The 24816-nt window shown below is 44.8% G+C and carries 23 protein-coding genes; 7 read left to right on the forward strand and 16 right to left on the reverse strand.

The genetic code is table 11. The annotated features are described in order from the left end of the window. Positions 1–2: 2 nt before the first annotated feature. Positions 3–482, forward strand: a complete 480-nt coding sequence (locus BTJ40_RS13620; RefSeq protein WP_108733608.1) for a low molecular weight protein-tyrosine-phosphatase — start codon at positions 3–5, stop codon at positions 480–482. An 18-nt stretch (positions 483–500) separates the two neighbouring features. On the opposite strand, the gene BTJ40_RS13625 is transcribed toward BTJ40_RS13620, so the two are convergent. From BTJ40_RS13625 to BTJ40_RS13640, 4 genes are all read right to left on the reverse strand, one after another. Next, positions 501–1448, reverse strand: a complete 948-nt coding sequence (locus BTJ40_RS13625; RefSeq protein ID WP_108733609.1) for a DUF5996 family protein — start codon at positions 1446–1448, stop codon at positions 501–503. A gap of 96 nt (positions 1449–1544) precedes the next feature. Then, the gene (locus BTJ40_RS13630) at positions 1545–2501 is read right to left on the reverse strand and encodes an antibiotic biosynthesis monooxygenase (protein ID WP_108733610.1); all 957 of its coding nucleotides are present in this window, start codon (positions 2499–2501) and stop codon (positions 1545–1547) included. A gap of 272 nt (positions 2502–2773) precedes the next feature. Next, on the reverse strand, positions 2774–3769 hold the full coding sequence (locus BTJ40_RS13635) for a zinc-dependent alcohol dehydrogenase family protein (RefSeq protein ID WP_108733611.1): 996 nt from the start codon (positions 3767–3769) through the stop codon (positions 2774–2776). A 180-nt stretch (positions 3770–3949) separates the two neighbouring features. After that, positions 3950–4396, reverse strand: a complete 447-nt coding sequence (locus tag BTJ40_RS13640) for a hypothetical protein (protein ID WP_108733612.1) — start codon at positions 4394–4396, stop codon at positions 3950–3952. A 668-nt stretch (positions 4397–5064) separates the two neighbouring features. Between BTJ40_RS13640 and BTJ40_RS13645 the strand changes: the two genes are divergently transcribed. Both BTJ40_RS13645 and BTJ40_RS13650 read left to right on the forward strand, forming a co-directional pair. Further along, the gene (locus BTJ40_RS13645) at positions 5065–5937 is read left to right on the forward strand and encodes a M91 family zinc metallopeptidase (protein ID WP_108733613.1); all 873 of its coding nucleotides are present in this window, start codon (positions 5065–5067) and stop codon (positions 5935–5937) included. A gap of 255 nt (positions 5938–6192) precedes the next feature. Continuing rightward, positions 6193–6567 (forward strand): SirB2 family protein, encoded by a 375-nt coding sequence (locus BTJ40_RS13650; protein ID WP_108733614.1) that lies wholly within the window; start codon positions 6193–6195, stop codon positions 6565–6567. 43 nt (positions 6568–6610) lie between these two features. Here the strand turns inward: BTJ40_RS13650 and BTJ40_RS13660 are convergent, their stop codons facing one another. The 9 genes from BTJ40_RS13660 to BTJ40_RS13690 all read right to left on the reverse strand — a co-directional run bounded on the left by BTJ40_RS13660 (position 6611) and on the right by BTJ40_RS13690 (position 13420). Further along, a complete protein-coding gene (locus BTJ40_RS13660) occupies positions 6611–8077 on the reverse strand; it encodes a sodium:alanine symporter family protein (protein ID WP_108733616.1) in 1467 nt (488 codons plus the stop codon). A gap of 709 nt (positions 8078–8786) precedes the next feature. Then, positions 8787–9128, reverse strand: coding sequence for a hypothetical protein (locus BTJ40_RS13665; RefSeq protein WP_108733617.1), 342 nt, complete (start codon positions 9126–9128; stop codon positions 8787–8789). A gap of 225 nt (positions 9129–9353) precedes the next feature. After that, positions 9354–9689 (reverse strand): hypothetical protein, encoded by a 336-nt coding sequence (locus BTJ40_RS13670; protein ID WP_108733618.1) that lies wholly within the window; start codon positions 9687–9689, stop codon positions 9354–9356. Between the two features lie 734 nt (positions 9690–10423). Then, positions 10424–10759 (reverse strand): hypothetical protein, encoded by a 336-nt coding sequence (locus BTJ40_RS22340; protein ID WP_157954068.1) that lies wholly within the window; start codon positions 10757–10759, stop codon positions 10424–10426. Between the two features lie 523 nt (positions 10760–11282). After that, positions 11283–11615: a response regulator receiver protein gene (locus tag BTJ40_RS13675; protein ID WP_108733619.1), complete on the reverse strand. Its 333-nt coding sequence runs from the start codon at positions 11613–11615 to the stop codon at positions 11283–11285. Positions 11616–11827: 212 nt separating this feature from the next. Beyond that, positions 11828–12160 carry a response regulator receiver protein gene (locus tag BTJ40_RS13680; RefSeq protein ID WP_238152006.1) on the reverse strand — a complete coding sequence of 111 codons (333 nt, stop codon included), beginning with the start codon at positions 12158–12160 and terminating at the stop codon, positions 11828–11830. 38 nt (positions 12161–12198) lie between these two features. Continuing rightward, entirely contained in the window at positions 12199–12285 is an 87-nt protein-coding gene (locus BTJ40_RS23190; protein WP_369974287.1) for a hypothetical protein, read from the reverse strand. After that, on the reverse strand, positions 12282–12542 hold the full coding sequence (locus BTJ40_RS13685; RefSeq protein WP_108733620.1) for a DUF5992 family protein: 261 nt from the start codon (positions 12540–12542) through the stop codon (positions 12282–12284). The genes BTJ40_RS23190 and BTJ40_RS13685 overlap by 4 nt, the downstream gene beginning before the upstream one ends. Before the next feature lie 509 nt (positions 12543–13051). Beyond that, positions 13052–13420 (reverse strand): hypothetical protein, encoded by a 369-nt coding sequence (locus tag BTJ40_RS13690; RefSeq protein ID WP_157954069.1) that lies wholly within the window; start codon positions 13418–13420, stop codon positions 13052–13054. Positions 13421–14001: 581 nt separating this feature from the next. Here BTJ40_RS13690 and BTJ40_RS13695 point away from each other — a divergent pair. Together BTJ40_RS13695 and BTJ40_RS13700 are read left to right on the forward strand one after the other, a co-directional pair. Then, positions 14002–14334, forward strand: a complete 333-nt coding sequence (locus BTJ40_RS13695; RefSeq protein ID WP_108733622.1) for a hypothetical protein — start codon at positions 14002–14004, stop codon at positions 14332–14334. Positions 14335–14555: 221 nt separating this feature from the next. Continuing rightward, the gene (locus BTJ40_RS13700; RefSeq protein ID WP_108733623.1) at positions 14556–14870 is read left to right on the forward strand and encodes a hypothetical protein; all 315 of its coding nucleotides are present in this window, start codon (positions 14556–14558) and stop codon (positions 14868–14870) included. A 25-nt stretch (positions 14871–14895) separates the two neighbouring features. Here the strand turns inward: BTJ40_RS13700 and BTJ40_RS22345 are convergent, their stop codons facing one another. After that, complete coding sequence (locus tag BTJ40_RS22345) at positions 14896–15156, reverse strand: hypothetical protein (protein ID WP_157954070.1); 261 nt, start codon at positions 15154–15156, stop codon at positions 14896–14898. A 672-nt stretch (positions 15157–15828) separates the two neighbouring features. On the opposite strand from BTJ40_RS22345, the gene csrA reads away from it, so the two are divergent. Both csrA and BTJ40_RS22350 read left to right on the forward strand, forming a co-directional pair. After that, on the forward strand, positions 15829–15999 hold the full coding sequence (gene csrA / locus BTJ40_RS13710) for a carbon storage regulator CsrA (protein ID WP_108733625.1): 171 nt from the start codon (positions 15829–15831) through the stop codon (positions 15997–15999). A gap of 10 nt (positions 16000–16009) precedes the next feature. After that, entirely contained in the window at positions 16010–16303 is a 294-nt protein-coding gene (locus BTJ40_RS22350; protein WP_157954071.1) for a hypothetical protein, read from the forward strand. Positions 16304–16569: 266 nt separating this feature from the next. On the opposite strand, the gene BTJ40_RS13715 is transcribed toward BTJ40_RS22350, so the two are convergent. Both BTJ40_RS13715 and BTJ40_RS13720 read right to left on the reverse strand, forming a co-directional pair. Further along, a complete protein-coding gene (locus tag BTJ40_RS13715; protein ID WP_108733626.1) occupies positions 16570–17007 on the reverse strand; it encodes an SMI1/KNR4 family protein in 438 nt (145 codons plus the stop codon). An 11-nt stretch (positions 17008–17018) separates the two neighbouring features. After that, on the reverse strand, positions 17019–24455 hold the full coding sequence (locus BTJ40_RS13720) for an FG-GAP-like repeat-containing protein (protein WP_157954072.1): 7437 nt from the start codon (positions 24453–24455) through the stop codon (positions 17019–17021). Between the last annotated feature and the right edge of the window lie 361 nt (positions 24456–24816).

Consider the following 24816-nt stretch of genomic DNA (forward strand, 5'->3'; position numbering starts at 1 on the left):
TTTTGACAGCTAATTCAGATCTCTCGATATTATTTGTCTGCCTCGGTAATATTTGTCGCTCCCCCTTAGCGGAAGCCGTTTTCCGCACCAAGGCGCATCAGGCGGGTATTCCTGTTTCCGTCGACTCCGCGGGCATCATCAGCTACCACGCAGGTAAGCGACCAGATCCCCGAACTTTGGCTATTGGTGAAGAAAATGGCTATTCATTTGAAAATAGCTATGCTCGCCAGGTAGCCACTACCGACTTTACAAAATATGATCATATCTTTGCGATGGACAAAGATAACCTGGAAGCACTGCAATCCTTGCAGCCTGACTCATCAGACGCCCAACTAGGGTTATTTTTATCAGTGTTGCAAGATAGTGATTTAGCTGAAGTGCCCGATCCTTACTATGGTGGTATTGAAGGGTTTCAACATATTCTCCAGCTTATAGAACAAGCAGCTGATGCATTTATCGAGCAGCTTAAAAGCAGAGAATAAGCAAAACCCCCACGAATTCTACCGGGCTTGTGGGGGGAAACTTTCCTCCAAGGCAGACCTATCCCACATTCCCTTATCGGCTGCGGCTTCATAAGTACTCTGCAAAAAATCAAACAGCGCCTCATCAGGGGAACGTGAAGCTCTCACTGCATCATAGGGCAGTAAGAACTCACCCAAATCTTTAGAATAGTAAGCTGAGGCAGGCGCCACCCTTGCTTCGGGAAACCCCTGGGGCTCTGGGTATGAATATGAATAGAAGCAAGCGCCATCTACACCACCGCCACCAGGCCAAAAACCGGCACTGCTAACCTCATGGGAGTAGGCTTCCCTGGCCACCCAATCGGGAAAGTGTGGAACGCCTCCAGGGTGCGGAGGCGCCTCCCTGCCAGAAAAACGTGTAAGTGCTAAATCAAAACTTCCCCAAAAAAAATGAATTGGACTGCACTTGCCAATAAAACGACTGCGAAATTCAGTGAAAACCCGATGAATTTGCACCAATGCCTGCCACAGCTGTTTAGTATATTCAGGATCATACTCGTAGTTATCCTGATCCCTCTCAAAGGGTATCGCGTCCGCCACTTCGGATGGCATAGTGTTAATCTCAACCGGTATACCTAGCTGCTTGAGCGCAGCCATCACTTCCCAGTAGAAATCAGATACTGTGCGCGACTCCAAGGGTAATACCCATTCTCCCCCATCAGTGGTGATGAGCTTTAGCACGTGATGATAGAAATCGAAGCCAATTGAAAACGACCGCCCTCCGTATGGGATAAGGGATGTCTCCAGCCCTCTGGCGGTAATATATAAAGGAACATGCCAGGAGTGATTGATCCAAGGGGTTTGTACCAGGCGAATCTTGCCAATAACTTGCATCCACATATGCAGGGTGGCAATCGTATTTACCGACTCAGCGTAGGGTAATTCTGGCCAGTCTTTACTCTCGGAACGATTCTTTAAGTTACTCACTAAATGTGCTCCAGATTGTCAACCATTGGCCCTGTAAACTGCAGATAACGACAGACTCTCGATGAAAAATAGCCCTAGAATCTCTTATATACCACCTTAGACTGTGGGCAATTTAGCTACCCAACCAACAAGTATTACCAAAATAAAATACAGCACTATAACCACTATAGTTCCCATGAGATTTACTCGAGTTAGCTTCCCAGATGTATCTGACAACCAAACTTTAAAAACTTTAGTCATGGCGGGTATAGCCACCCACGAAAGTGAAGAAACAATCAGCATACTCACAACAAAATTGGTTGATGCAAACGGCCAATCCTTCACCAAGGGCAACAGCCATATTTCAATCGCCATAACTATGGGGTACAACATCAGTAGAACCAGCATTGCCATCTTCCACTGCGCGGGCCCAGTATTGTTGGCTCGTCCACGAGCATGAGTAAACCAATCTTCAAATCCGTGCCCTATCCGCTTTACATTTACATCCCTAAAAAAACCCTCCCCTAATTTCACCAACTTCTGATGTTCATCAGAGTCAAGCCAATCATCAAGATGCTTATTGGAATCAAACCGAAACACCACTACCCAATCATCCTGAACGCCTTTGATAGGTTTGGTAAGACCTGCCCCCAAAAAACCTGGAAATGCTTTAATTGCTTCATTTATCTTTTCCTGCCACTCCATATATTCGCGAAAGCACTCTGGCTTAACACTCTTGGAAATCACAATTGTCACCGGCACTGTCAACTGATCTGCTTCAGCTATAACTTGTGACACCACTTCAACAGAAAACTGCTTCTCCAAAAAAATAATCAGGTCTTTAAATAATCCATTACTGATAAACTCCTCCAGTTGAGCAATCGTCTCAAACTGAAAAATTTGAACCCACTCATTTTGAATTTTAGAGACGGGCTCCAACAAACTGACCTCACGTAATCCATCGCACTCTAGCGCAATGTCTACCAACTTTTGGTGGCATGAGCGGTACTCTTCCCCTAAGCGCTTTGGCACTTCCTGGGACAAGACAAGGCATGCGCCGGTACTTTCCTCCATTAGCTGGCAGCAATCTCCATGAAGTTAGACAGAAAAACTAAAGTCCACATAAGTTGAAAATTTTATATAAACAACAAACTCGTCGTTGTCGATTTCCACGAACTAACGCTTTTCAGAAAGCAATGGGCAGCAGATGAATTTAGATGAAAATCAGAGTTGACATCAAGGGTAGCATTTGGGGAATAAAGCTCTGAAAAAATGACGGAGCTGTCTTCGAAAGTGCCGCCTAATCAGGTGGCACTTTTGGTGGGATACTATTTAATACTTAGAATTCAACTGGCAAGGCTTTCACTAACAACCAGTACTTTGCCGTCACGTCCACCTGCCGCAGCTATTCTTACCGCTTCTTTGATTTCAGACAGCGGGTATGTGCCATGAACTGGTGCAGATAACTTACCTTCCGCTACAAGCTTTGTGATAGTGCCAAAAACTTCCTGTTGCCGCTCTGGGGATGCCGAGCCAAACCACTTGGCCAACCAGAACCCGCGCACGGTGATGTCTTTAAAGATGATCATCCCCGGTGCGATAACGCAGGGTTCCCCGCTAAGTGCGCCATAATTCACTAAGGTTGCGCCATTTGACAGAGCTTCGCCCATGCGAGCAGTTGCCATTCCACCAACAGCATCAATGCCTAGCTTGATCTCAGCACCACCAGTAGCCTCAGCCACTCGCTTACCCAGGTGCTCACCATCCACGAGAACCACATCAGCACCTGCGGCCTCCATCGGCTCAATCAAAGACTCACGGCGGACAACATTGATCACTTTCAGGCCCCGCAACTTGGCCAGGGTTGTCAGATAAGACCCCACACCGGAGTTTGCGGCATTCTGAATAACCCAATCCCCCTCCTTGAGATCTACAAATTCGCTCAACAGCAAGTAAGCTGTTGGCGGATTAATCGTTATCATGGAAAGCTGTAGAGGGTCCACATTATTCGGGAGCGGAATCAGCCCCTGGGCATTGGCCACCATATGTGTGGCCCAGGTGCCGCTTCCTACCGGCAGGAGAACGACCTGGCCAATGGCTGGCGCGGTAACATTAGGTCCATGTTTGACGACCTTAGCAACACCTTCATTGCCTCCAACCGCAGGAAGAGGAGGCAACATCCCATAATCGCCCGTCAGAGTCAGAACATCTGAAGGGTTAATTGGAGCTGCCAGCATCTCCAGCAACACCTGCCCCTCTTGAAGTTCAGGGGTATCAAAGGACACCGCCTCAATAACATCCTGCGGCACTGGTCCGCGCTCTTGATATTCCGCCTTTAACATATCGCCGTATCCTTTTTCCGATTGATTATGAACAACGACCTTCACTCTGTACAAAATGTACCATAAGCACTAGAGTTTGACGCTTATTAACAGTGGGACTATTTAGACTCCTCCTGATAAATCAAACCCATTTACAAATCGCCATTTGGATCTACTTATGTGTGGTTCAAGCTAGCAATTTCAAGTCAGCCGCTTGAAGATAAATCCAGTGAAGCAAATTGCAGCAGCGATAACAATTAGCAGATAAGAAGTTAAATTAAGCAGGCCGGGGTAAACAACGGCATTCTTGTGTTCTACCCGATCAATTACCACCTTAAGCACCGGGTCCGTAACAGCAAGTGCAGGGTCAGGCTCTATCACAGAAGCTAGAATGGTATAATTCTTACCCTTTATTGTTTCGAATACATACAGTGTTTTTCCCATGGTTGACCCCCAAAATCCTGAGGCCTTGTCACCGCTCTTACCCACTGCAACCTCGATCCCCTCCTCTAAAATTGCCCAATCGATAGCCAGCGTTTCAGAATGATCTTTATATTTTTCCTTATCAAGAAAATGAATACCCAACCGACAATTTTTCTCGCGAAAATCAAGCACCCTTTCTGTCTGAAACTCCAGCTCGTAGGGCACACTTAATTGCGATCGGAAGTTAAATTCACTTCTCCCCTTTTTTGTTATATCAACAGGATACTCAACCGCTACCCATTTATATTATTTATAGGAAACAGTTGCATATACCAGAATCAAAGCCGCAACAACAACTAACACCAGCGCTAATTTAACGGTTAATCCCACATCTCCCCCCCAAATACCTTCCTTAATACGTCACAGCTACATCCCTTGAGACCCAAGCAGAACCAAAAAGCAGACAAGCACATAAGCTGCCAAATTGCGCACTCCCAACACCGCTCAACAAGCAATTATTTAAATTTATTAAAATAATCATCATGGAAAATAAAATATATAGCAAAACGTACCAGTTGGGAGTAGAGTTCGTAGGAACATCCCTAAAATAATTATTTAGATAGTTACAAGATGTATTTCATAAAAATTACAAGAAAAATATTAATTTTCCATGAACCCATCCTGCCTCGCTTACAAAATATACAACCTGACCAAAGAGAACTTCTCAGTTCAAAAATTCTAAGCAAGTACAGAACACTATTAGCAAAATCATATCGATTAATATCTTTAGCTTTATCCCTCTTAGATATTAATTTCCATTTAAATAATTTCGAAAAGTCACAATTTTTCTCAGCCACGATAATTCGTATTGCGAGCAGGACAGGAAAATAACAATGGGACTCTGCATTGACTCCAGTAATATCACATTTATCACACAGGTAAGGGCTGCCCTGAATACTCTTGTCGGCGGTGTCGGCACCGCGCTTACCTATACACAGGAGCGATACCGAACCGGGGGGCGCCATGTGCTGAGAATTACAGAGGGAGTTGGTATTTTGACTGCAGCTGCTTTGAGGGCTAACAGCACCACTCTGCTACGCCGACTAATTGCCAGCCGCCACGATACAAGAATTACTGAGCACCACGCTCTCGGATTTCGTCCCGACCAGTGGCTGATGGATCAAGTATGGAGTGGCTTTAAGAGCTACCTCCCACTAGTAAGCCCGGACAGAGGCTTTATGGCCAAAGTGATGAGCAGTGGCTCCAGCGGCGTTGTAATGTGGAACAATACAGCCCTGCAAACCGCCAACCTGGCCAACAACGGCACCGTAGCAATGGGGAATTGCCCGAGCTATATCACCCTAGCCCATGAATTGGTTCATGCTGACCGCTGTAATCGCGGGCGATACCTGTCGGGCAGCGCAAACTCCACTTTCCTGGCGGATGAACGCCAAGCACCCATGGGCAGAGTCCTCCGCCAGCAAAATGCCCCCTTAACCATGGCCCGTATTGCCAATGGCGGTCTAAATATTGTTTATAACAATATAACTATCCCGAACCGCAACAACCTGATCTCAACCAGAACTAGCGGCTGGATTTGGGTAGGTGGCTCCATGGAATTGCGTGAGGAGATCGCCACTGTCGGGCTCAGTGACGATGACGGTAATGTACCTACTGACCCGCTAGCCATTAACGAAAACATGATTCGGGCTGAACATGGCGTAACGCAACGGATGAAGTATGGCCAGATCAGAAACCTGAACTAATCTCGCGCATATGGGCCCCGCCAGCACCAAAACCTGAGGCCGCTCCACCAAAGCAAACTGACAGATATGATCTGTACCTACTGCTAGCGGTATTAACTTATGAGATATCGCTAGCAGTAGGTTTCTTGCCTTCCCCGCTTTGCATATTGCATCCGACCGCAGCATGTCGTTATGCTTTGGCGGCTAGAATCACACCTTCCCTTTGTCTGGAAGGCACACAGAAAACCTTGGTCAACATACAGCCAGATCATAACCATGATTGATTATGCCCTTATAAAACACGTCCACATGACCGCCGCAGCGCTCAGTATCCTGCTGTTTACCATCAGAGTGGGATTGGAGTTCAGCCACAACACGGGCTGGCGAAATGGCCCCCTGCGCTGGGTGCCACACCTCAACGACACCTTGCTGTTAGCTGCGGCTGCCGGACTGGTGGTTCTCGGCAGCTGGAACCCGGGCACATCGCCCTGGCTAGCTGCGAAAGTAGCCCTGGTATTTGGCTACATTATTGCTGGCGTCTTTGCTTTGCGCCCCAACTTCTCCAAGCCAATTAGAATCACTGCCTGTGTACTTGCCTTCCTTCAAGTAGTCGCTATTTTCTATCTGGCGATGCACAAGCCCAGCTTGTAACTGGATGGCATTGAGCACTCTTGGTATCAACCTCAAATTGGTATCAACCCCAAACATCGTGCTCAATGCCCTTTATTTTAAATTTACTTCCATTGAACACCGGCTCGCGCACCCCGGAAGACAACTGACTCTCGTAATCTGCCATTACCTTAAAGGCCACACCAGACAAAAGTAAGATAGCTATAAGGTTTGCCGATGCCATAAAACCCATCGAGACATCGGCCATACGCCAAAGAAAGACAAAGTTTTCTGCACTTCCCGTATCTGCCACCCAAGCCCCAAAAAGTACGAACATCAAAAACAATAGCCGATAACATAAGATGGATGTTCGGGTATGGTAGAGGTAATAAATATTGGTTTCGCCGTAATAGTAGTTACCGATAATTGATGTAAAGGCAAAAAACATCAATGCAGTAGCAATAAAATTGCTTCCCCAGGTACCCACCTCGCTCGCCAGTGCGTCTTGAACTAACTCAACCCCTTCCAAATTACCGACCATAAAGACGTCTGCCACCAAGATAATTGCTGCCGTGGAAGTGCAGATAATAATGGTATCGAGAAATACCGATGCCATTTGCACGTATCCCTGCACCATTGGGTGTTTTACATCTGCAGCAGCAGCGACATTGGGCGAGGAGCCAAGTCCAGCTTCATTGGAAAACAGGCCCCGCTTGATTCCATTGGCCACCGCCGCACCAAAGGCCCCCGCCCCAGCTTCCTGAAATCCAAAGGCATTTGCCAGAATTTCCAACAGCACCCCAGGTAATTCAGCAATATTGGCGACCAAAACATAGAAAGCTACCAACAAATAACCAATTGCCATAAAAGGGACAACAATACCCGCAAAGCGCGCAATTGAACGAATACCGCCAAAAACAATAATCCCGGCAAAGAGTGCAATAAAAAAACCCACCCATAAAGGGCTTACACCCCAAGCTACATACAATGCGGCAGCCATCGTATTTGACTGCACAGCATTAAAGGTAAATCCGTAACAAATCATGAGAAAAACTGAAAAAGTCAGGGACAGCCATTTCCACTGTGGTCCCAACCCCTTTTCAATGTAATAGGCAGGCCCGCCGCGAAACGCCCCGGGAACATCGCCGCGCTCTTTGTAAGTTTGCGCGAGAGTATTCTCCACCAAACTGGTGGCCATCCCCAGCAAGGCCACCAGCCACATCCAAAACACCGCTCCGGGCCCGCCAGCGGTTATAGCCACAGCCACACCAGCAATATTTCCGGTGCCGATTCTCGCAGCTGCGCTGGTGGCAAATGCTTGAAAGGCAGTTACCGAGTTTTCATTTTCCTTATGGATGCCACGAATCATGACTTTGACCATATGACCAAAGTGACGAAATTGTATAAAGCGAGTGCGAATAGAAAAGTAGAGCCCCGCCGGCAGCAAACCCAGAATCAAGATTCCAAGCCACCAGATGCCACCGAGTCCGCCCCAGGCGAGCAGGTTTGCCCACTCGATTAGGGTAGTGAAATGATCCAGAAAATCCTGCATTACCTAACCCATTGACCGCTTATAGTTATAAATGCCGCCAGCCCGCTGGTAGTAAGATTAGCAGATATTTCAAGAATTAATTTTGAGCAAAAAATGAATCTGTAAAGATACATGACAGAGTTGGCGTAGAAATTATGCCAATATCAAAATCTTCCTATTAACCTTGAAATGTCTCAGAGAACGGTATGTTTCAACACTTTAAACACAGCTAACCGCTAATTAAGCTTAACAAGCTTTAAGAAATAAGATTTAGCAACCATAGCCGCTCCAAAAGACTTTTAATAAATCATCAGAAACTGAAGAAGAACTAAATAGTAAAAAATTCATCCAATTTAACGAGAGCTACGTTCAACCAGAGGAAGCAGATCACAAGGTCTACTTGAAGATTTTAATGCATTAAGTAAGGTTACAAATTGGTGAACGTTATTAGTTATATAGACGCTTTCTCACTCTCTCCTTAGAAGCCCAAACCATGATTGAGCTTAATTCCCCAAGTGCCAGAGCTGCCCTTTAATCATATTAAAAACCATCTGTTTATGTCAAAATTGAATCGCCTCAAAAGACATGACGCCGAGGGGGCATACAAAACCAGTAAAATAAAATGAAAAGAAGGGAAACTGTCAAACCCATAAACTCTATTAATGCGCTGAAGATCTACCATTAAAACGGCACTCCAACATCCTCAGCGCGAAACCACTATAAAGTTGACTTAGAACACCAAATAAATGTTTCGAATAAGAGTGGAAGTCCCCTCACAGATCACATTTGAATTTCCTTCAATCTTCACTTTCTTCCCGGCCATTACAGAAGAAAGCAGCATTGAGTATTGGGCCGCACCAGCTTCAGACGTCAAATAACCAGTCCACTGTCCACCACCACAAGTATCGTCAGACATATCTCCATCTAGTCTGACAATAAATCTATTACCTGAGGATGAGTCTGACTCAGGCGTTTTATGGACCTGTAGAAAATTAATCTCACCCTGCTCTTCAGGAAAGTCCGCAAAAACACTAGCAGAGAAAAAAATCAAAAATAACGAAAAAAATCTCACATTAACACTCCAATAAAAAATTATTGTGCTTCTATCTACAAACGGGACAAAGTTCATTGTCCCATTTAAAAAATTAGCAACACCTATCGCAATCTAAAATTACAACAATCAGTTTGTCAATTGTAAAACCTGACCGTTTATACGGTGCGCTTAGCTTGATTCAATTTGCCCTACAGCTGTCGCACCGCCTCTAACCTAGATATATATCAGTCTTACTTTTATTAATTATCTAATCAATAGAGAAAGCAATCTAATATTACCGCCAGCTGAACAGTTTTCATCATCGATTACCAGGTTTACTTCTTTTCCTGCTGAATGAGCGGTGAGAGCAATAGAAAGGATATGATCTAAATTCGGTGCATTTTCATCTGCCTGCACCATTGAGTTAGCATCACTACAATCAAGTGGATCAGGCATCTCATCCTTTAACATTAAGTTTACCCTTTTACTTCCCCATCCAAGAGAAATTTGTTCGATGCTTGTCCATCCGGAGTATTCTGCTGCATAGCTATTAGCACTCAGCAAACCTGCCACTATAATTGCTGCTAACTGACGTTTCATTATAAATCCTTATTTCTATTTTGGAACGATAACTGTTTCATTTGTACCAGTTATAGTAACTTTACCTCATTTTTTTACAAATGAGGTAAAATCCAACTTATCTATTTTATACACAGTGAATTTGTTCAGCAACTTATACGAAAGCAAATAATTAGTACCGTATTGTAATTTTATCGATTCGAAGCCCCCAGACACCTGACTAAACCTTAAGGTTAATGCCCACTACCAGCGACTCTTGAAAGATTAAGAATTGGCCCTGTGTTTTTTAGAGAGTAATCCATTTGATCGCAGTGAAATAGAAACGTCCAAATTCCATTGCACCTTTTTGGCGGACAGCTCTGTAGAAGATCGATTGATCTACTTGCTGTTGAGGCTGACGCTATCACGTGCCAGGCCAATCCCGAAGGTGATCGTGCAGCACTCTTTTAAGCCCCAGGATTTGGTGGATGCATAAGCCCTTGCCAGCTGTATGACCGACCCATGTTACCTTTTAACCAATAGGTGTCCTGAATTTTTCGCTTACTAAATCCTACTAATTTCCACCCAATGTCCTAACGCTATCCGTTCTGTTTTTATCCAAACCCACCGTTTCGAGCCTCAAGTAGAACTCCCCACGATTTCATAGCGCTTAACTCTAAACCAGAAAGAAATAGCCATTAGAATAGGCATCAGAAATAAAAACCAGAGAAGGCGAACCCGTCAGATCCGCCACTCGCAAAGTCAAACTATTACCTTTAAGAAGCTTTTAACCTTATTCGATTCGCTTTACAGTAATCGTTTAAAGTAGTAGATACTTTAAACTGTATAGATACCGGAAGTCCCATACTGAAAGCGGTCAAAAGAGTACTATAAGCTGCTGAACTGTTAACCGCATTGTGCTCAATATAAAAGCCATCGGGGCAGCTTGCATTGGGCTCTGTACTTGGCACAATCGATATCGCCCACGCATTACTACCAGAAGGCCAAACATCTAAATTCTCAATCGTATCCGTATGAGTTACCCAGTCTTCAGCTAGCGCAGACGTACTCATTAAGATTACTGCTAACATTGCAACTATACTTCTTCTCATCAATATATCCTAAAAATCACTATAATAAAAAGGTGAGGCTTGTGTATCCTAGCACAATCTTGCACCTCTCCTACTCGGTACTCAACAATAAATTAAACAGAATCAGCGTTTCAATTAGAGTGACAAACCTCATAAGCTTTCTGTTTTAAAAAAGCAAATACATCTTATTCATAATTCTATATAACTCACACAACAATTACCTTCTGGGCAGCCCGCTGCCCAAATCAAATATTTTCATACCGTGAAATTCACACTATTAACTTCAAATAAAAACAAAAGATAGAAAAATAATTTACCTATCAAATAGCACTCAGATACCCTTGCCTAATTACTTACCCCATAAAAGAGAACTTCAAATAGAGCTGATGCACCAACAATTAAAGACATCAATACTTACACCAAATTCTGAGACGAATTCACTCGGGGCCAAAAGAAAAACAGCGAACGTATTTCCGGACATCCATCAAAGAAGTATACTTGGTTTGCGATATTCCACTACATTACGAGTAAAGATCTGCAGGCCTCAATATCGAATAAACAATCTACTTATATAGCACCAGTTAGTGCTATCATCAAAATTAATTGTAACCTCTTTCCCTCCTGACGCTCCTGTCAAAGCCACACTAAACATTAATTTTAGCCCTTGCTCTGTAACACCATTTTCCCCCAGAACCACCCAATGGTGCTTTGGGTCATTACCATTAACACAGGCACTAGAGTCGTCATCAAAAGTTACAACAAACCGACCATCCCCGTGAGGGTATACTTTTGTGATCGTTGAAGTAAACCAAACCTCCTCCGCAACTGCAGGAAATGAAAAAACAACTAAAAAAACAAAAGCTCTTAACCTTAACATACAACCACCCTAAACCCAGAAAATAAAAGCCAGAATTCCAATAAAGGCTGCGCGATTGCAAGGATTACCGCACATTCTATACCTTGACCATATATCTACCGGAAGCCTATGCGTTTACTAAATACAAAGAGAAAACAATAACAACGCCTTGTAAGTTCTACTATATAGTTAAAGACTGCTCGCAAAACGCTAGCACCTTGCAAGCACAGCCCTTAATATTTAACAAACAATCTATTTATATAACAGGTGCTACTGCTACCATCAAAATTAATTCGAACTTCCTTCCCTGCTGCAGCTCCCGCTAAAGCCGCACTAAACATCAGATTTAACCCTTCCTCAGTCACACCATTCTCCCCAACTTTTACCCGATGGTACTTGGGGTCAATACCGCTTGGACAGCCGGGAGAGTCGTCGGCAAAAGTTATAACGAAATGACCATCCCCATGGGGATATACCCTTGTGACCGTTGAAGTAAACCAAACTTCCTCCGCAACAGCAGAAAAAGAAAGTAGAAATAAGCAAATAAAAGCTTTAAGCCTTAACACACTATCACCCTAAACTTATTAAATAAAACTAAAACAATTTACTTAAAGATTTCAATAAAGGCCGCACGATTGCAAACTGAAGAGTCCTCATAGCTATATATAGAAACTTTTTTACCAGTGGTCAGCGCAGTAAGGGCAGAGCGGCGTAAGCCCGACCATGAATCTCTTCATTATTCCCTGCATTACCTGCCACTGATAACGGAAAGGTTATGGACTCACCGCTACACAAGCCATTACCATTAGCAGTCTTCACCGTAAACGACATACCGTTTGCTGCGGTATTTGCGACTGCCGTAATCTCAACACTTTGGGCTATATATCCACCGGAAGCCCATCCATTTACCGAACACAGGGCACAAAATAATAGCAACGCCTTCTTCATCACAGTGCACCCTTTTCTGAAGTTTTAACTTAAGTGAAAAGCTCCGCCTATATTACCACTAACCGCACCCATTCACATCAGTTTAAAAAGATAAGCCCCTTACAACACTATCAATTTAACAGTAGATAGACTCACTACCTATCTACACGAAGATGCCAACTCATAAGGCCAACGACCTAAAAAGTTAGTATCCATACCATTGCACCCAGGCAATATAAAAAAGGATTACCCTTTCTACAATATACTGCTATTTTCCGCTTATCTCCTCAGCACTATCCTTTCTGACCATGTCCCAAATTGACTATTTCTAGCCCAACTGAAACTCCCTATAACATCATAATGCTTAGCACTAAACCAAAATAAAACAATTGCTAAAATCGACCCCAGCAGTTTGCTGGGGCTCTCTGGGCAGAGGTTCCGCTTCCAGTCTTTTTTTGGTTCATCATGACGTATGGATGTCTAGGATTGCCCCTTCAAACAACTATTTATCCATCAGAAAGCCTGGTCTCTTAGCCTTCTTTCAATCGAAGATGATAAACTCCCTGAGACCAAACCTCTCCCCACGACTGTGTACAAGAAGAAAACTGATCCTCCCGAAACCATAGGGTTACCTCCCTTCCTGTCGCATGAGCAGTGGTTAGAAGAGTTAAGGCTGCCTTACAGGACTCCACAGCAAACTCACCCACGTCTTCTGTAACTCTACAAATTCCCACACTATGAAAATTAGTATCTCCAGTACTATCTTTTATGCTAGCGTGAATATTTCCATTTGCAGCAACTTCTACTGTAGAAACATCACCAGTACATGTCTGGCTATCAGAATAAGCGTTAACAGAGGCAAGAAGACACCCAAGCAATAAAATTTTTCCGTTATTCAAATAATTCACCCTTGAATAATATCCGTCTTGTAGTTTTATGGTCACCATTAAATAGTAAGTATAAGTCGCAAACTCTATTTATAAAAGAGTAAAACTCTCCGAAAAACCTCTCAAAACTTCAGATCGCCCCTCTTAGATATTAAACACACCAAGAATCGCTTAAATAATTAATACAGACAGGCGCCCCAATAAAATAGTAAGGAGCTCACTAAACTATTTTTTATTCACCTTTCAACCTGCGGGCATCCAGAAACAACCTCCACATCTCACCCAATTAAAACCAAGTTATAGCCTTTCCAAAAATGAGCTTAATCTTGGCGGATTGACACCAGGGCCCACCAACCAAAAACCGATGCTTGAGCAATAGAAACAACCTTAGCTATAAGCGCCATGGAGTTGAAACAAGGATCAAATGCTTTCTCGAACCTACATGCACAACCGAACGGACAGAATAGGTGAGATAACAAATAATATATAATTTACACCAGCTAGCGAGTGCAATCAAAATATTGTATCATACACCCCTACACTAACACCTTTATATTTTTTAAAATTTTATAATTTACTACAGGAAAATCAAAATGAGAATTTTGGTAGTGGTTTTGCTGAGCTTTTATTCTGCATTCAGCAATGCCGAGCTTACTTATTCAGGAAAGATTTCCCAAATTCATACGGGTCCGCAATATCAAGGGCGAATCTTTATTGAAACTGAAGACACCCCAACCGGGGAGGTAACCTGCTCAACAAATGCCAGCTTTTCATTTGCTTTCGAGGGAACTACCGAAGAAGGGAAGATGTATTTAAGTATTCTTTTATCAGCACTGGCAGCCAAAAGAGATGTAGTAATAAAGAGCAGTGATGACTGTAGTATTTATTCAAATGTTGCTGATTTAAGAAATCTGTCTATACATTAATTTAAGCAGCAAAGACAGGTTAACATATGGATGTATTGGGGGATAACTCCATCATCACTCCAATCTAAACTATTAAAGTCATCTTAAAGGTTGAGCGGGCTCAGTTCAGGCAGTACGATAACCTCGGTAAACTCTGAGTACGGGGTATAACCGACTAGTTACGCTTCCTTATGTGGGACTTGTGGACTAATGCAGCCGGTATATAGACCCTAGAAAGCACGGTGCTATTGCCGGTAGCACTCTTCCTACCCACGAGTGATTGGGTATCAATTCTAAGCACAGGCTTTACTTCAGTCAAAACTTGGAAGGCCATTTATAGATTTAGTGGATTCAATAGAGGCGGTGCAGTAGGCGCGATCCGGGCCATAGAAAAGGACGGCGCATCCACCACTCTCGGTGTTGGTAATCGGGCACGGCTTATCGAAAGCGGGGCAAGTGAACGCTCTCCCGGTGCCGTTGGAAGTCAGGTTGCCATTACTGTAGGCGCACTCACCTCAGTTGCTTTGGTAACAGCATTGGACTCAGCGCTTTCATAGACTGTTATAAAGGCTGTGGAATATCTCACCATCGGCGGCATGGCCAGCGGTAGTCCGGTGGTAAGCGGCATTCCGGGAAGACTTTTTCTTCATCGATCACCGTATAGATAGCCATCAGATGATAAGTCTCCAGCTGGTATTCAAACAGGCAGATACAGTCTTCGTTGCAGCCTCCGGTGGTTAAAAGCCCAGAGTGGCCGTTTTGATCGCACAGCCTGGCAAAGGTATCGCCATTGTTGACTGTGCCAGGAACTCGGCCGAGCTTATCGTAGAAGGTGCCAGCCACCTGGATCTTGGCATTAGAGCTGACAGTGCGCTCACCGAAGGTATTGTATTCAAAGCTACTGCGACCGCTGTTGAGGAATTAATAATTTTCAATTCTGCTTGTTAAATCAGGACAACCTTAATTTAAGCGCGAATTATTGATAGGAAGTTAATACTTTTATAGATAAAGCCCATAAAAATATAGGCACGAAAATAATCTTATTGGATTTTATTCAGTTTGTTTTAGTGTCAAAGCTGCGTAGAATTGGCAGATATTTATCGATATATTGGCCGTAATTGAGTATGCCTGAATAGGCTCGCAACCAAAAGATCAAGAAACCCAAGAGCTTTCCAACCCCATCTCTCAAAGGAGAACGGTAGCGTGACGTAAGAGTAAGTAAAAGGCGCTGACCCAAGGTGGTGACACACCAGGGGCCAGCTAACCAAATTGATAACCCTAGTATCAAAGTGGCTCAGTGGATAATACGCTAGAAACCCGCTCGTCTTCAATAAAGTGGAGCAGATTCAGAGGCTTGAATAGATCCTTCAAGCCCTGGCAGCGTTGCATCTGTCTTTTATTATTCTACGCTTACCGTTCTCGTGCACCGCCCTTCACTTCTGCCACGTATTACTTACCAAGCATCCCCCATGCGGAAGATCCGCACACGATTTTTAGTCTCTGCAGGAAATGACCATGTTGATTTTAAAGCGCCGGACCGGCGAGAACTTAAGAATTGGAACCAATATCTCAGTTACAGTATTGGAGGTCAAAGGCAGTCAAGTGAAGATAGGGATCAATGCCCCCAAATCCCTGCCTGTTTACCGCGAAGAAATTTATGTGCGTATCAGGAGGAATAACAAGTGAGAAACTGAATATGCCGAAAGGGCTGCCCTTTCGGCACGATCACTATTTAGAGCTAGTGGACTGGAGTGGTCGACATCTAGGTCCCAGAAAGCGCGGCCCCATTTCTGAGAAGGCTCCTTCCATACTCGAACGCCTGGGTATACCACCAAAATACTGGTTGTATCTCAGCCGTAGTTTTGAATACTGCTTTAATGGCTTGGTTGGATCAGCAGAGACTGTACGACAAGCTTGTATCAAACTCGGGAAACGCTGGGTACACGGCACCAGCAATTGCCAACGCTACCTTTCTGGTGCACCCTGCTAATTCCGACTCCCTGCCACTGCCTTCATTCCTTTCAGATTTTACCTAAAACCCTACTTTTCAAATCCGAAGCATAATGCTTGGCCCTTTCATTATGCCTTAGTACCAATTCAAGAAAAACCAGTCATCAACAGGAGGGAGTACCTGCACCTCGGTTAGCCCCCTACCCTTATCTATGGGTGTCCAAAAAAACATACTAGAAATTAATTTTTACTGTCACTTAAAGAAATAGCCCCACAGCTATAGGGCTATTAAATTGTAACAACAAATTAGTTAGAGAGCGCAAACTTCTCCAAGTAGTCAAAGAGGTTGCTATATGGTGACTCCTGCCATGTCTCTACTTCGTGATCATAGAAATATATTTTTGGCTCACAAATACCATCAACGACCTTAAACCCATAAAAATCGCCGGAACCATTTTCCGAAATCAACACATGACCACTACGAATTGCATCATACTTATAATTAATATCGACCAAATGCCAGTCGCTACTATCGTCTAGAGAAAACACGTTAGAAAATGCAAAATATCCTCCACCGTACTTAAAGATGAAATTCTTATAGTCGGCAGGAAGCTTGGCACCAAGCTTCTCTTCAGCTACAGCTACGGCTGCTTCATTGGGACTTTCATCTGATTCCATTCCAAACCAAACAGGATGGTCATTTTTTGTTTTCTCTACTAACTCTTTAAAAGCTTCGAAATCCATAATGTAACCCGTTAATCATATATCCAGTTAGGTAATAAATCGTCAGCGCCTTGCTCTCTCGCGCGATACCACCAATGTAGCTTTCTATCAGCGTCTCTCATTTTAGGAGTTACCCCTTGGTTGAACTTATTGGGGTGCAAAGACTTGTTGCCACGATGTAATTTAGGAGGTATCTCGTGAATAGCTGACCCCGGCATTTGATCTGCGTGATGCAGGTCAGGCTTACCTAACCCTCTAGGTGGATGGCCCAGCAAAGCAGCCTTCATATCATTAACAGACCAATCACCTTCAATCCTAACTGGAGGATCATTCGGGCCGTATCCTGTTTTCTTTGCAACACCACCTCCAGAGATGCCATCTTTAAAGTACTTTATTCCAGCCCTTACACCTCTCGTACCGACCCTTCGTATAGATAAGAAATCAGTTGCCCCATTAGTTGCCCGACTTAAACCTTCTGCAGCCAACTCCTTTCCAATAAACACAAGAATAACAGGTATGGCTGGCAAAATAGCATAAGATTCATTCTTAGAATAATACGCTATTGTCGCCTCATCCTGATAATTCCGAAATAGGTAATCTTGGTAGGCGTCATGCTCTTCCTGAGTAATCTGCATATGCATGAAACTGAGGGAAGATACTTGCCCCTCGAAGCCTCCACCATTCTGATAAGTAGCTTCAGAGGAATATTCATAGGATTGCGAAGCATCTGAACTTTCGCCAGAAAATGTGGACGAAGAAGCCCCCTCCGGTGCCTGAGCCCCACCTGCGCCTTGTGGAGCCCAGAAACCTTCATGGTCCGGATTCTGACCAATACTAAAACTATAATTGCCATTCGAATCAGCACCAACCTGGCAACGAGAGCTACAGATATCATACCAGAGCTCTTTAGCATCCTTCTTAAAATCCCCCCAGCTGTAATAGCCGGTAGGGTCAGTCAGGGTCAGCGGGTTGCCTTTTACATAGCTATAGCGGTTATAGCCTTGAGTATCCTCAACTCCATCAATCATGGGGTCCGCTTGCAGGAAGCGGCCCAGGTTGGGGTCGTAGATGCGGCCATTCATATGAATAATGCCGAGGGCGTCCACCATCTCGTGGCCGGTAAAGCCGTGAGTGGTGATCTCGTTCAGGCTATCCATCAGCTGGTAGTTGCTACCGATCAGGTCACTGATCTCCAGGGAATCCCAATCGCTATCGCGGCGCTTACCCCAGGGGTCGAAGGCCATACTCTGGCTTTCGAGCACACTGCCATTTTCATCCAGCACCACATCGGTGGAGCCAATATGGTCTGTGAGCAGGTAGCGTTCCGTTAGCGATTGCTGCTCATAAGCCCCGTTGGTTTCGTAGGTAAATACGGCACCGCCAGGTAGATAGCGCTTCCAGTGGTAGCTTCCTTCAGATTGATAATGTATCCGCTCTACGCCACCCAGATAGAGGGTGGTAACCACCTCACCATCGGAGCGGGTGTCGACACGCTGATAGCGGGCGCGATCCGGGCCATAGGTAAAGGCGGTGCTGTCACCACTCTGGGTATTGGTAATCAGGGACGGCTTATCGAAAGTGGTGTAGCTGAACGCCCTGCCGGTGCTGTCGGAAGTCAGGTTGCCATTGCTATCGTTGTAGGCGTAATCCACCCCGGCCGCTTTGGTAACTGCGTGGGGCTTGGCACTTTCATACAAATAGGCAGCACCATCTTTGCTGAGGATATTGCCGATACTGTCGTATTGATACTGGGTGCCAGTAGCGTCGGAGTTACAGCTACTGGTGCTGGTGGTATTGGCATTAACCTGTAGCAGGCGGTTGAGGTTGTCGTAACAGAAGGATTCCTTCTTGCCAGTGCGCTGGTTATTGCGGCTTACCAGATTGCCTACGGCATCCCAGCCGTAAGCCATTTGCTGAACGGTAGTCGCAGATGCGGAATTATCGGCCTTTTGCGACAGCAAGCGTCCTGTGGCGCTATCGTAGCCATTATTAATGCGCACTTTACCGCTATTGATATCAAAGTCAGTTACCTGGCCTCGGCTATTGGAGCTGAGTACCCGGTAGACTTCACGGCCGGTATTCAGGTCGGTGACATATTCCAAAGCGCCGGTATTGGTGTAGTGCTCCTGGATACCACTGGTGATACCGTTTGCACCGTTGGACACTTCTCCATCCAAAACATCGTACTGGTATTGGGGCCGGCCGAAGCTATCGTACCCCACACTTGAGGCGAAAAACTCTTCATTCCCCACAGTGCCGAGGCCTGTTGCCACAGCGGTCTGCTGCCCCAGGGAGTTATATGAATAGATCGCACAATAGTGAGATGTGCCGGTATAGCACTGCTCATCATTGGCACTTGCTGACATGACGACAGCAGTCACTTTGCCGAGCGCATTGGCAACCGAAACACCAGCAGCATCTTTATCGTCGTAGTACCAGCGGGTATGCCCCTCTTCACTGCCGGCGGCTGTGTAGTCGGTGCGACGCTGTGGGCGGCCGTAGTGATCGTACTCAGTGACCGTGCGCTGCTGTTTGCCATCTTCCTGCTCAACCAGATCACCAAACGCATTGTAGGTGTAAGTCCAATCGCCCTTATCCGGGTCGGACATGGCCACTTTGCGGCCACGGGCATCGTATTTGGCGCTAATGGTAATACCCAGGTTTTCACCGGAGCGGCCGTGACTGATAGCCTCTGTCACATTACCTACCGGGTCATACTGATATTCCACCGTGCCTTGGTAGTGATCCAGGATATAAACCGCTTCACCCAAGGCGTTGGTCTTTTTCGTGCGATTCTGGCTACCTGGGCTGGTGCTGGTAGCCACCACCAGATTATTTTCCAGCATCAGCTCGGAATTACTCACCGTATTGCTATCCGGCAACTCTACGGAGGTGATTCTGGAGTTCAGGTCGTAGTAATTGGTTGTCCAGTATTCGGCAACGGTGCCCTTGGTATAAGGTTCACTTTGTCGCTCAACCCGGCCCAGTTCGTCGTATTCCGTATCGGTAACAATAATCTGGCTTTGGGTAAGGCCGGTTGACTCCTGACGCAACTGGCGGCCGAGCATATCAAAATAGGTCGTGGAATAAGCCCCTGTTTCACTGGTGGTCACCACATAGGTGGCAGCATCGCTGTGACTACACTTTGAACCACTACAGATTCCATATTCGGTAGTTACCGAGGGAGCACCGTCCGTCGCCCTATAAGTTTCACGGCCAAAGGCATCATATTCATAAGTCGTGGTTACATAGCTAGAAGCCGAGGCATCCAGGTAAGTTCGGGTCTTGGTGGGCAGCCCCATATCATCGCGACTCACCACTTCAGAGAGTAAGCGATTATCAGAATCTCTTACCTTATCGACGTAGCGCTTATCCGCATCATATTCTGAGTAGCTTGTACGACTCGGCTCTGAGGCTTGCTCAGTTGCTTTTTTAGTTTTACTTAACCGATTTGCATAATCGTCGTAGGTGTAGGTCGTCGACAGCTTAATTTCAGCGGCGTCCTCACCACTGTATTCGGGCTCAATATGCTCTGCTTTTAGTAAGCCATACTGACTTCCGCCCTCCGGGTAGTACTCAAAAGATACTTCCCGAGTCTCAACATCACTGCCGCGAGTAGTGGTAATTTTAGTGCTGGTAACCCGCCCTTTTTCTCGGTACCAGGTCTCCCCATCGAACCCATTTTCTTGAACAACTTTTTGTACTACACCACCAGAAGCATTTTTGGTGCTTACCGTAGACTCTTCGAGATTGCCATAATCATCATAAGTGTTTTCAGTAACCACGGTTTTGTACTTGCTACCTGCGGCAGCGCCATCACTCTTGAGCAAGTAGAAAACTTCTGAGGATTCTTCGATATACGGCCAATAGGGTGCTGTAGAGCCTCCACGCTTGGCAAAAGTATTGGCTTGACTATAGAGCAGCTTACCTTGAGGCGTGTATTTCTTAACACTCAAAGGCATCCCGATATAGGGAAATTCTTGGGCGAAAGTTGTTGTGGTATACCCTGTGCGGCTATCTGTCGTGGTTATTTTCTCAAAACCCAAACTACCGCGACCACCGCCCTGGAAGCGCAAGCCTTCATACTTATAGGTTACTTGCTCAGTATTATTGGCGCTGGAAGCAGTGGGCATGGAAAACTCAAGCTGGGAGACTATGTAGCTGGTTCCACCAATATCAAATACGGGAGACCCGTAATCCAGCAGTGCAGCTCCCTGCCCTTTTACATAAACACTCGTATCCGTTAACGGCTTATATGTGAAAGTGGATTCTTCGCCCAAGCCACCATTTACCGCTTTAATAACATTGTTAGCCGTATATGAAGCATTTGGCGCATAAAAATTTACGTAGTGATTACTTTCACCATCGTAAATTCGTGCATATTCCTGGAATCCATCTCCATTTATATCAGCATAAGTTGCGTGAATACTATCACCAGAGCCAGCCGATATACTTGTTTCAATGACGTCATCAAAGCCGTTGCCATTCCACAACTTAACTTTTAACTGGTCTCCAGGCCAAACGATATCTAGAAACCCATCGTGATTAAAATCAACCAGCTGAACCTTTTTCCCTGTCACTTCCGACAAGGCAATGTAGTTATCTAAATCACCGTCATCTGACAAGGTATAAGACCAATCATCATTTTCATCCTTCAGGATCATATCCGTCAGACCATCATGATTAAGGTCTGCCGGAAGCCAAATATAATTATGGGTATTAGCCTCCTCCTGGGTGAAGCCTGAAAATATACTCGTAGAAAGAGTAATTTTTCTCCAGTCTCTATAGGTTTTATTGCATTTACGAGTAAAGGGCACTAAAAACTCTGTGCGACCATCCCCATCGGAATCAATAACCTCCATAGAGTGTAAATCACCAATCTCTATAGAAGATTCACAAGCTTCGCTTGTTGAATCATCCGGTACAGCAATAGACTTACTAGGGCTGGCTGGATAGGAAACCACCCCGTTTTGCCCTCTTTCAGCGTAATAGAAGCTGATACCCTTTTTATCGGTATCTCTGATAATAAGATCACCTAAGCCGTCACCGGTAATATCAGATAAAACACTTTGAGTACCCGCTCCGGAAGGAATGATCACTGTTGCCGTCGAAGAGAATTTAGTGCCGTCAAACAGCCTCACAGCCCAACTATTATCACTCTGTCGATGAATAAAATCTAATTGACCATCACCATCGTAATCCAACAGATTCCAGTCATAACGTAGGTAGTAATAGGCTCTTATTGAATGGTTGGTGTCCTGAACATCCCACTTCTCGCCATCTGATAAAGCAACCTGCAGGTATCGCTCTTCATCACTGTTCTTATAGAACCAAATATAGTCATCCATTCCATCGCCATTTAAGTCAGCGACACGCCCAGGCTGGAACCTATTGGCATTGGAATGGAACTTCATGGTTGTGTATTCAGTGGAACTAAATCCAGGGGCGTCTACCACCTGCCAGTCAAAAGTAGTTGCCTCTGAACAACTATTTCCAACACATTGCTGGATACTATACAGGCGACTTAGGGGAGGATTTTCAGTACTGGGCGACTCATATAAGTAGCCAAGGTTATACTCCCTAAAGCTGGCGCCATTATTAGTAATAGAGACTGACTTAAGGCGACGCTTCAATGGGTAATCACCCACCATGAGGTTCTCGGGAACAAAGTCCAAGCGACTCTCGTATTCAAACTGAATAACTGCATTTGCTTCAGAGCCTGTGCCAAAAGCATACTCTATGCGGTCAATCCTGAAGCCATTACTATCTTCTATGTAATAGTATTCTATGGCGTTATTGCCGGAACTATCGTAAAGCTTATCGAGGACAAATGAGTCGCCCCCACTGTTAACCGTGTAGTAAGCGGTCTCACCACCTTTGGTCGTTACCTCAAATCCTGTAATACTGCCGCTGCCAGTAGCCTTAAAGGTGCGGAAGCTATTTAGTTCAGACGCATAAGTAGAATTAACAGATCCGTAGCTACCACTAGTAACAACCAAACGCTGTCCATCCACACAGAAGCGGTCTTTTTCACCAAGCAGCACCTCTGAATCATCATGCACTAATGTCCGATGACAATAACGGATAACAGAGAGGCCTGAGATTCCCCAACCTAACCCCATTAAGCCATTTCTACCTTGGCTAGAATAGCCAAGGGACAGCTCAGGAGTATGCCCACCTGAGCCTTGAGGAAGTTCTAGCTGTAAATTATAGGTTGCAGCTCCAGAAGGGGAGACGGCTGCAGTACCTGAGAGACTACCAGCAATATTTGCATTTTCCAGCTCAGGCTCAATAAGTTCAGTTTCTGTGGTAGGCATGCCAGAAACTGATAAGTAGGCGGTATCTGCTACTAGACTACTTCCAGAATCAATAATAAGGTCATCTGATCCATTACCATCTACATCATCAATATAAATACTATTACTACGATCATTAACTAACTCTGCTAGAGTTTCATCCCTTAGGTCATCAGCTCCAGAGGGGTAGTTAAACTGATTAATACCATAAACGATAAATGGCAGTTCCCCGTCAAATTCACCTCGAAAAAGAAAATCAACCTGCCCATCATTATCAAAATCACCTACAAGGTAATCCGTCCCTAAAGTAAGCTGAACTGCATCAGCCAATAGGTTTTCTGAAATATTGTCATATGCCAGATAGTGAGTATCAGGCCCGAATGCAGGCGTAAGCTCCCTACCATAAATAGTAAACATTGGATTCGGTTGCAATGTAATAGGAGTGGCAATATCTCCGTGTAAAATGAGAAGCCTTTCGCTACTGTAAAAGTGATAATCTAGAAAACCATCATTGTTGTAGTCACCGACAAAAATAGCATACCCATAATTGTCCAGGGAAAAATCCAAGGCTGATACAGGCAAAGAAACATCAATTGCTTCAGACTCCTGCCCACTACTGCAGACATAATTCCCAGTTCCATTGGTACTAAATTTGCAAGTCTTCACTCGAAATTCAATCGATCCTGTGTGCTGCAGATCAATACTAAGAGAATTCGGCTGATCAGCATCTATTTCATCTAAGTCCTGCCATGCACCAGCATTCACCCGAAAATCTAAATCGTAGTAGTCTGAACCAGAAACTGTACTCCAGGTGAGATCTATTGTATCTCCGAGCGTACCCACTGTATCACTGACAGAAACACTGGAGGGGGATGACAAGGGTTTGAGTACTTCAACGCTGCCACTATCAGTTACATTCCACCCTAGATCTGTTTCATCTATCAGGTGAACTGTAATGACATAATTATAAATCCCTTCTCCATAGCCACTTACCTCAAGGTCATCTTCCCTTGTAAGCGTCACTTTTCGGATTTGCCCTTCACCCTGCTTTGACTCAACAATTTCTGCACTATCTATGAATGACCAATCAACCCTAACGGTATAGTTACCACTTGAGGACTGCGATGGAAAAGAAATATAATTCTTTGCAGTTGCAACTGCACTAGCTGCCATTAGGCATATAATTACTGTAAAGCGGGCTAGCCAACTAGAGCGCGCCCCACCAAATTCCGCCCCTGAAACACAACTCTGCACAAATACCCCCAACCCCAGCAATACTTAGCACTTGACGACAAATTAAGCGTTGAATGACAGCCTCTTATTTATGTTGAGACCATATTGACAAAAACACCTTAAGGAAAAGCATTTTATCTTGACACTTGCAAACCGCACGCGACCTTACCAGACCAAAGAAAAGAATTCCACCAGGAAGATGAAAGGAACGACCGAGCTGCAGCCATATAATTGATTTAATAAAAGAAAACACCAATCAACAGCCTAAAGGCAGGGCCACTGACCAAAAGAGGGGTCCTTT

This window comes from Microbulbifer sp. A4B17 (assembly GCF_003076275.1).
GTDB lineage: Bacteria > Pseudomonadota > Gammaproteobacteria > Pseudomonadales > Cellvibrionaceae > Microbulbifer.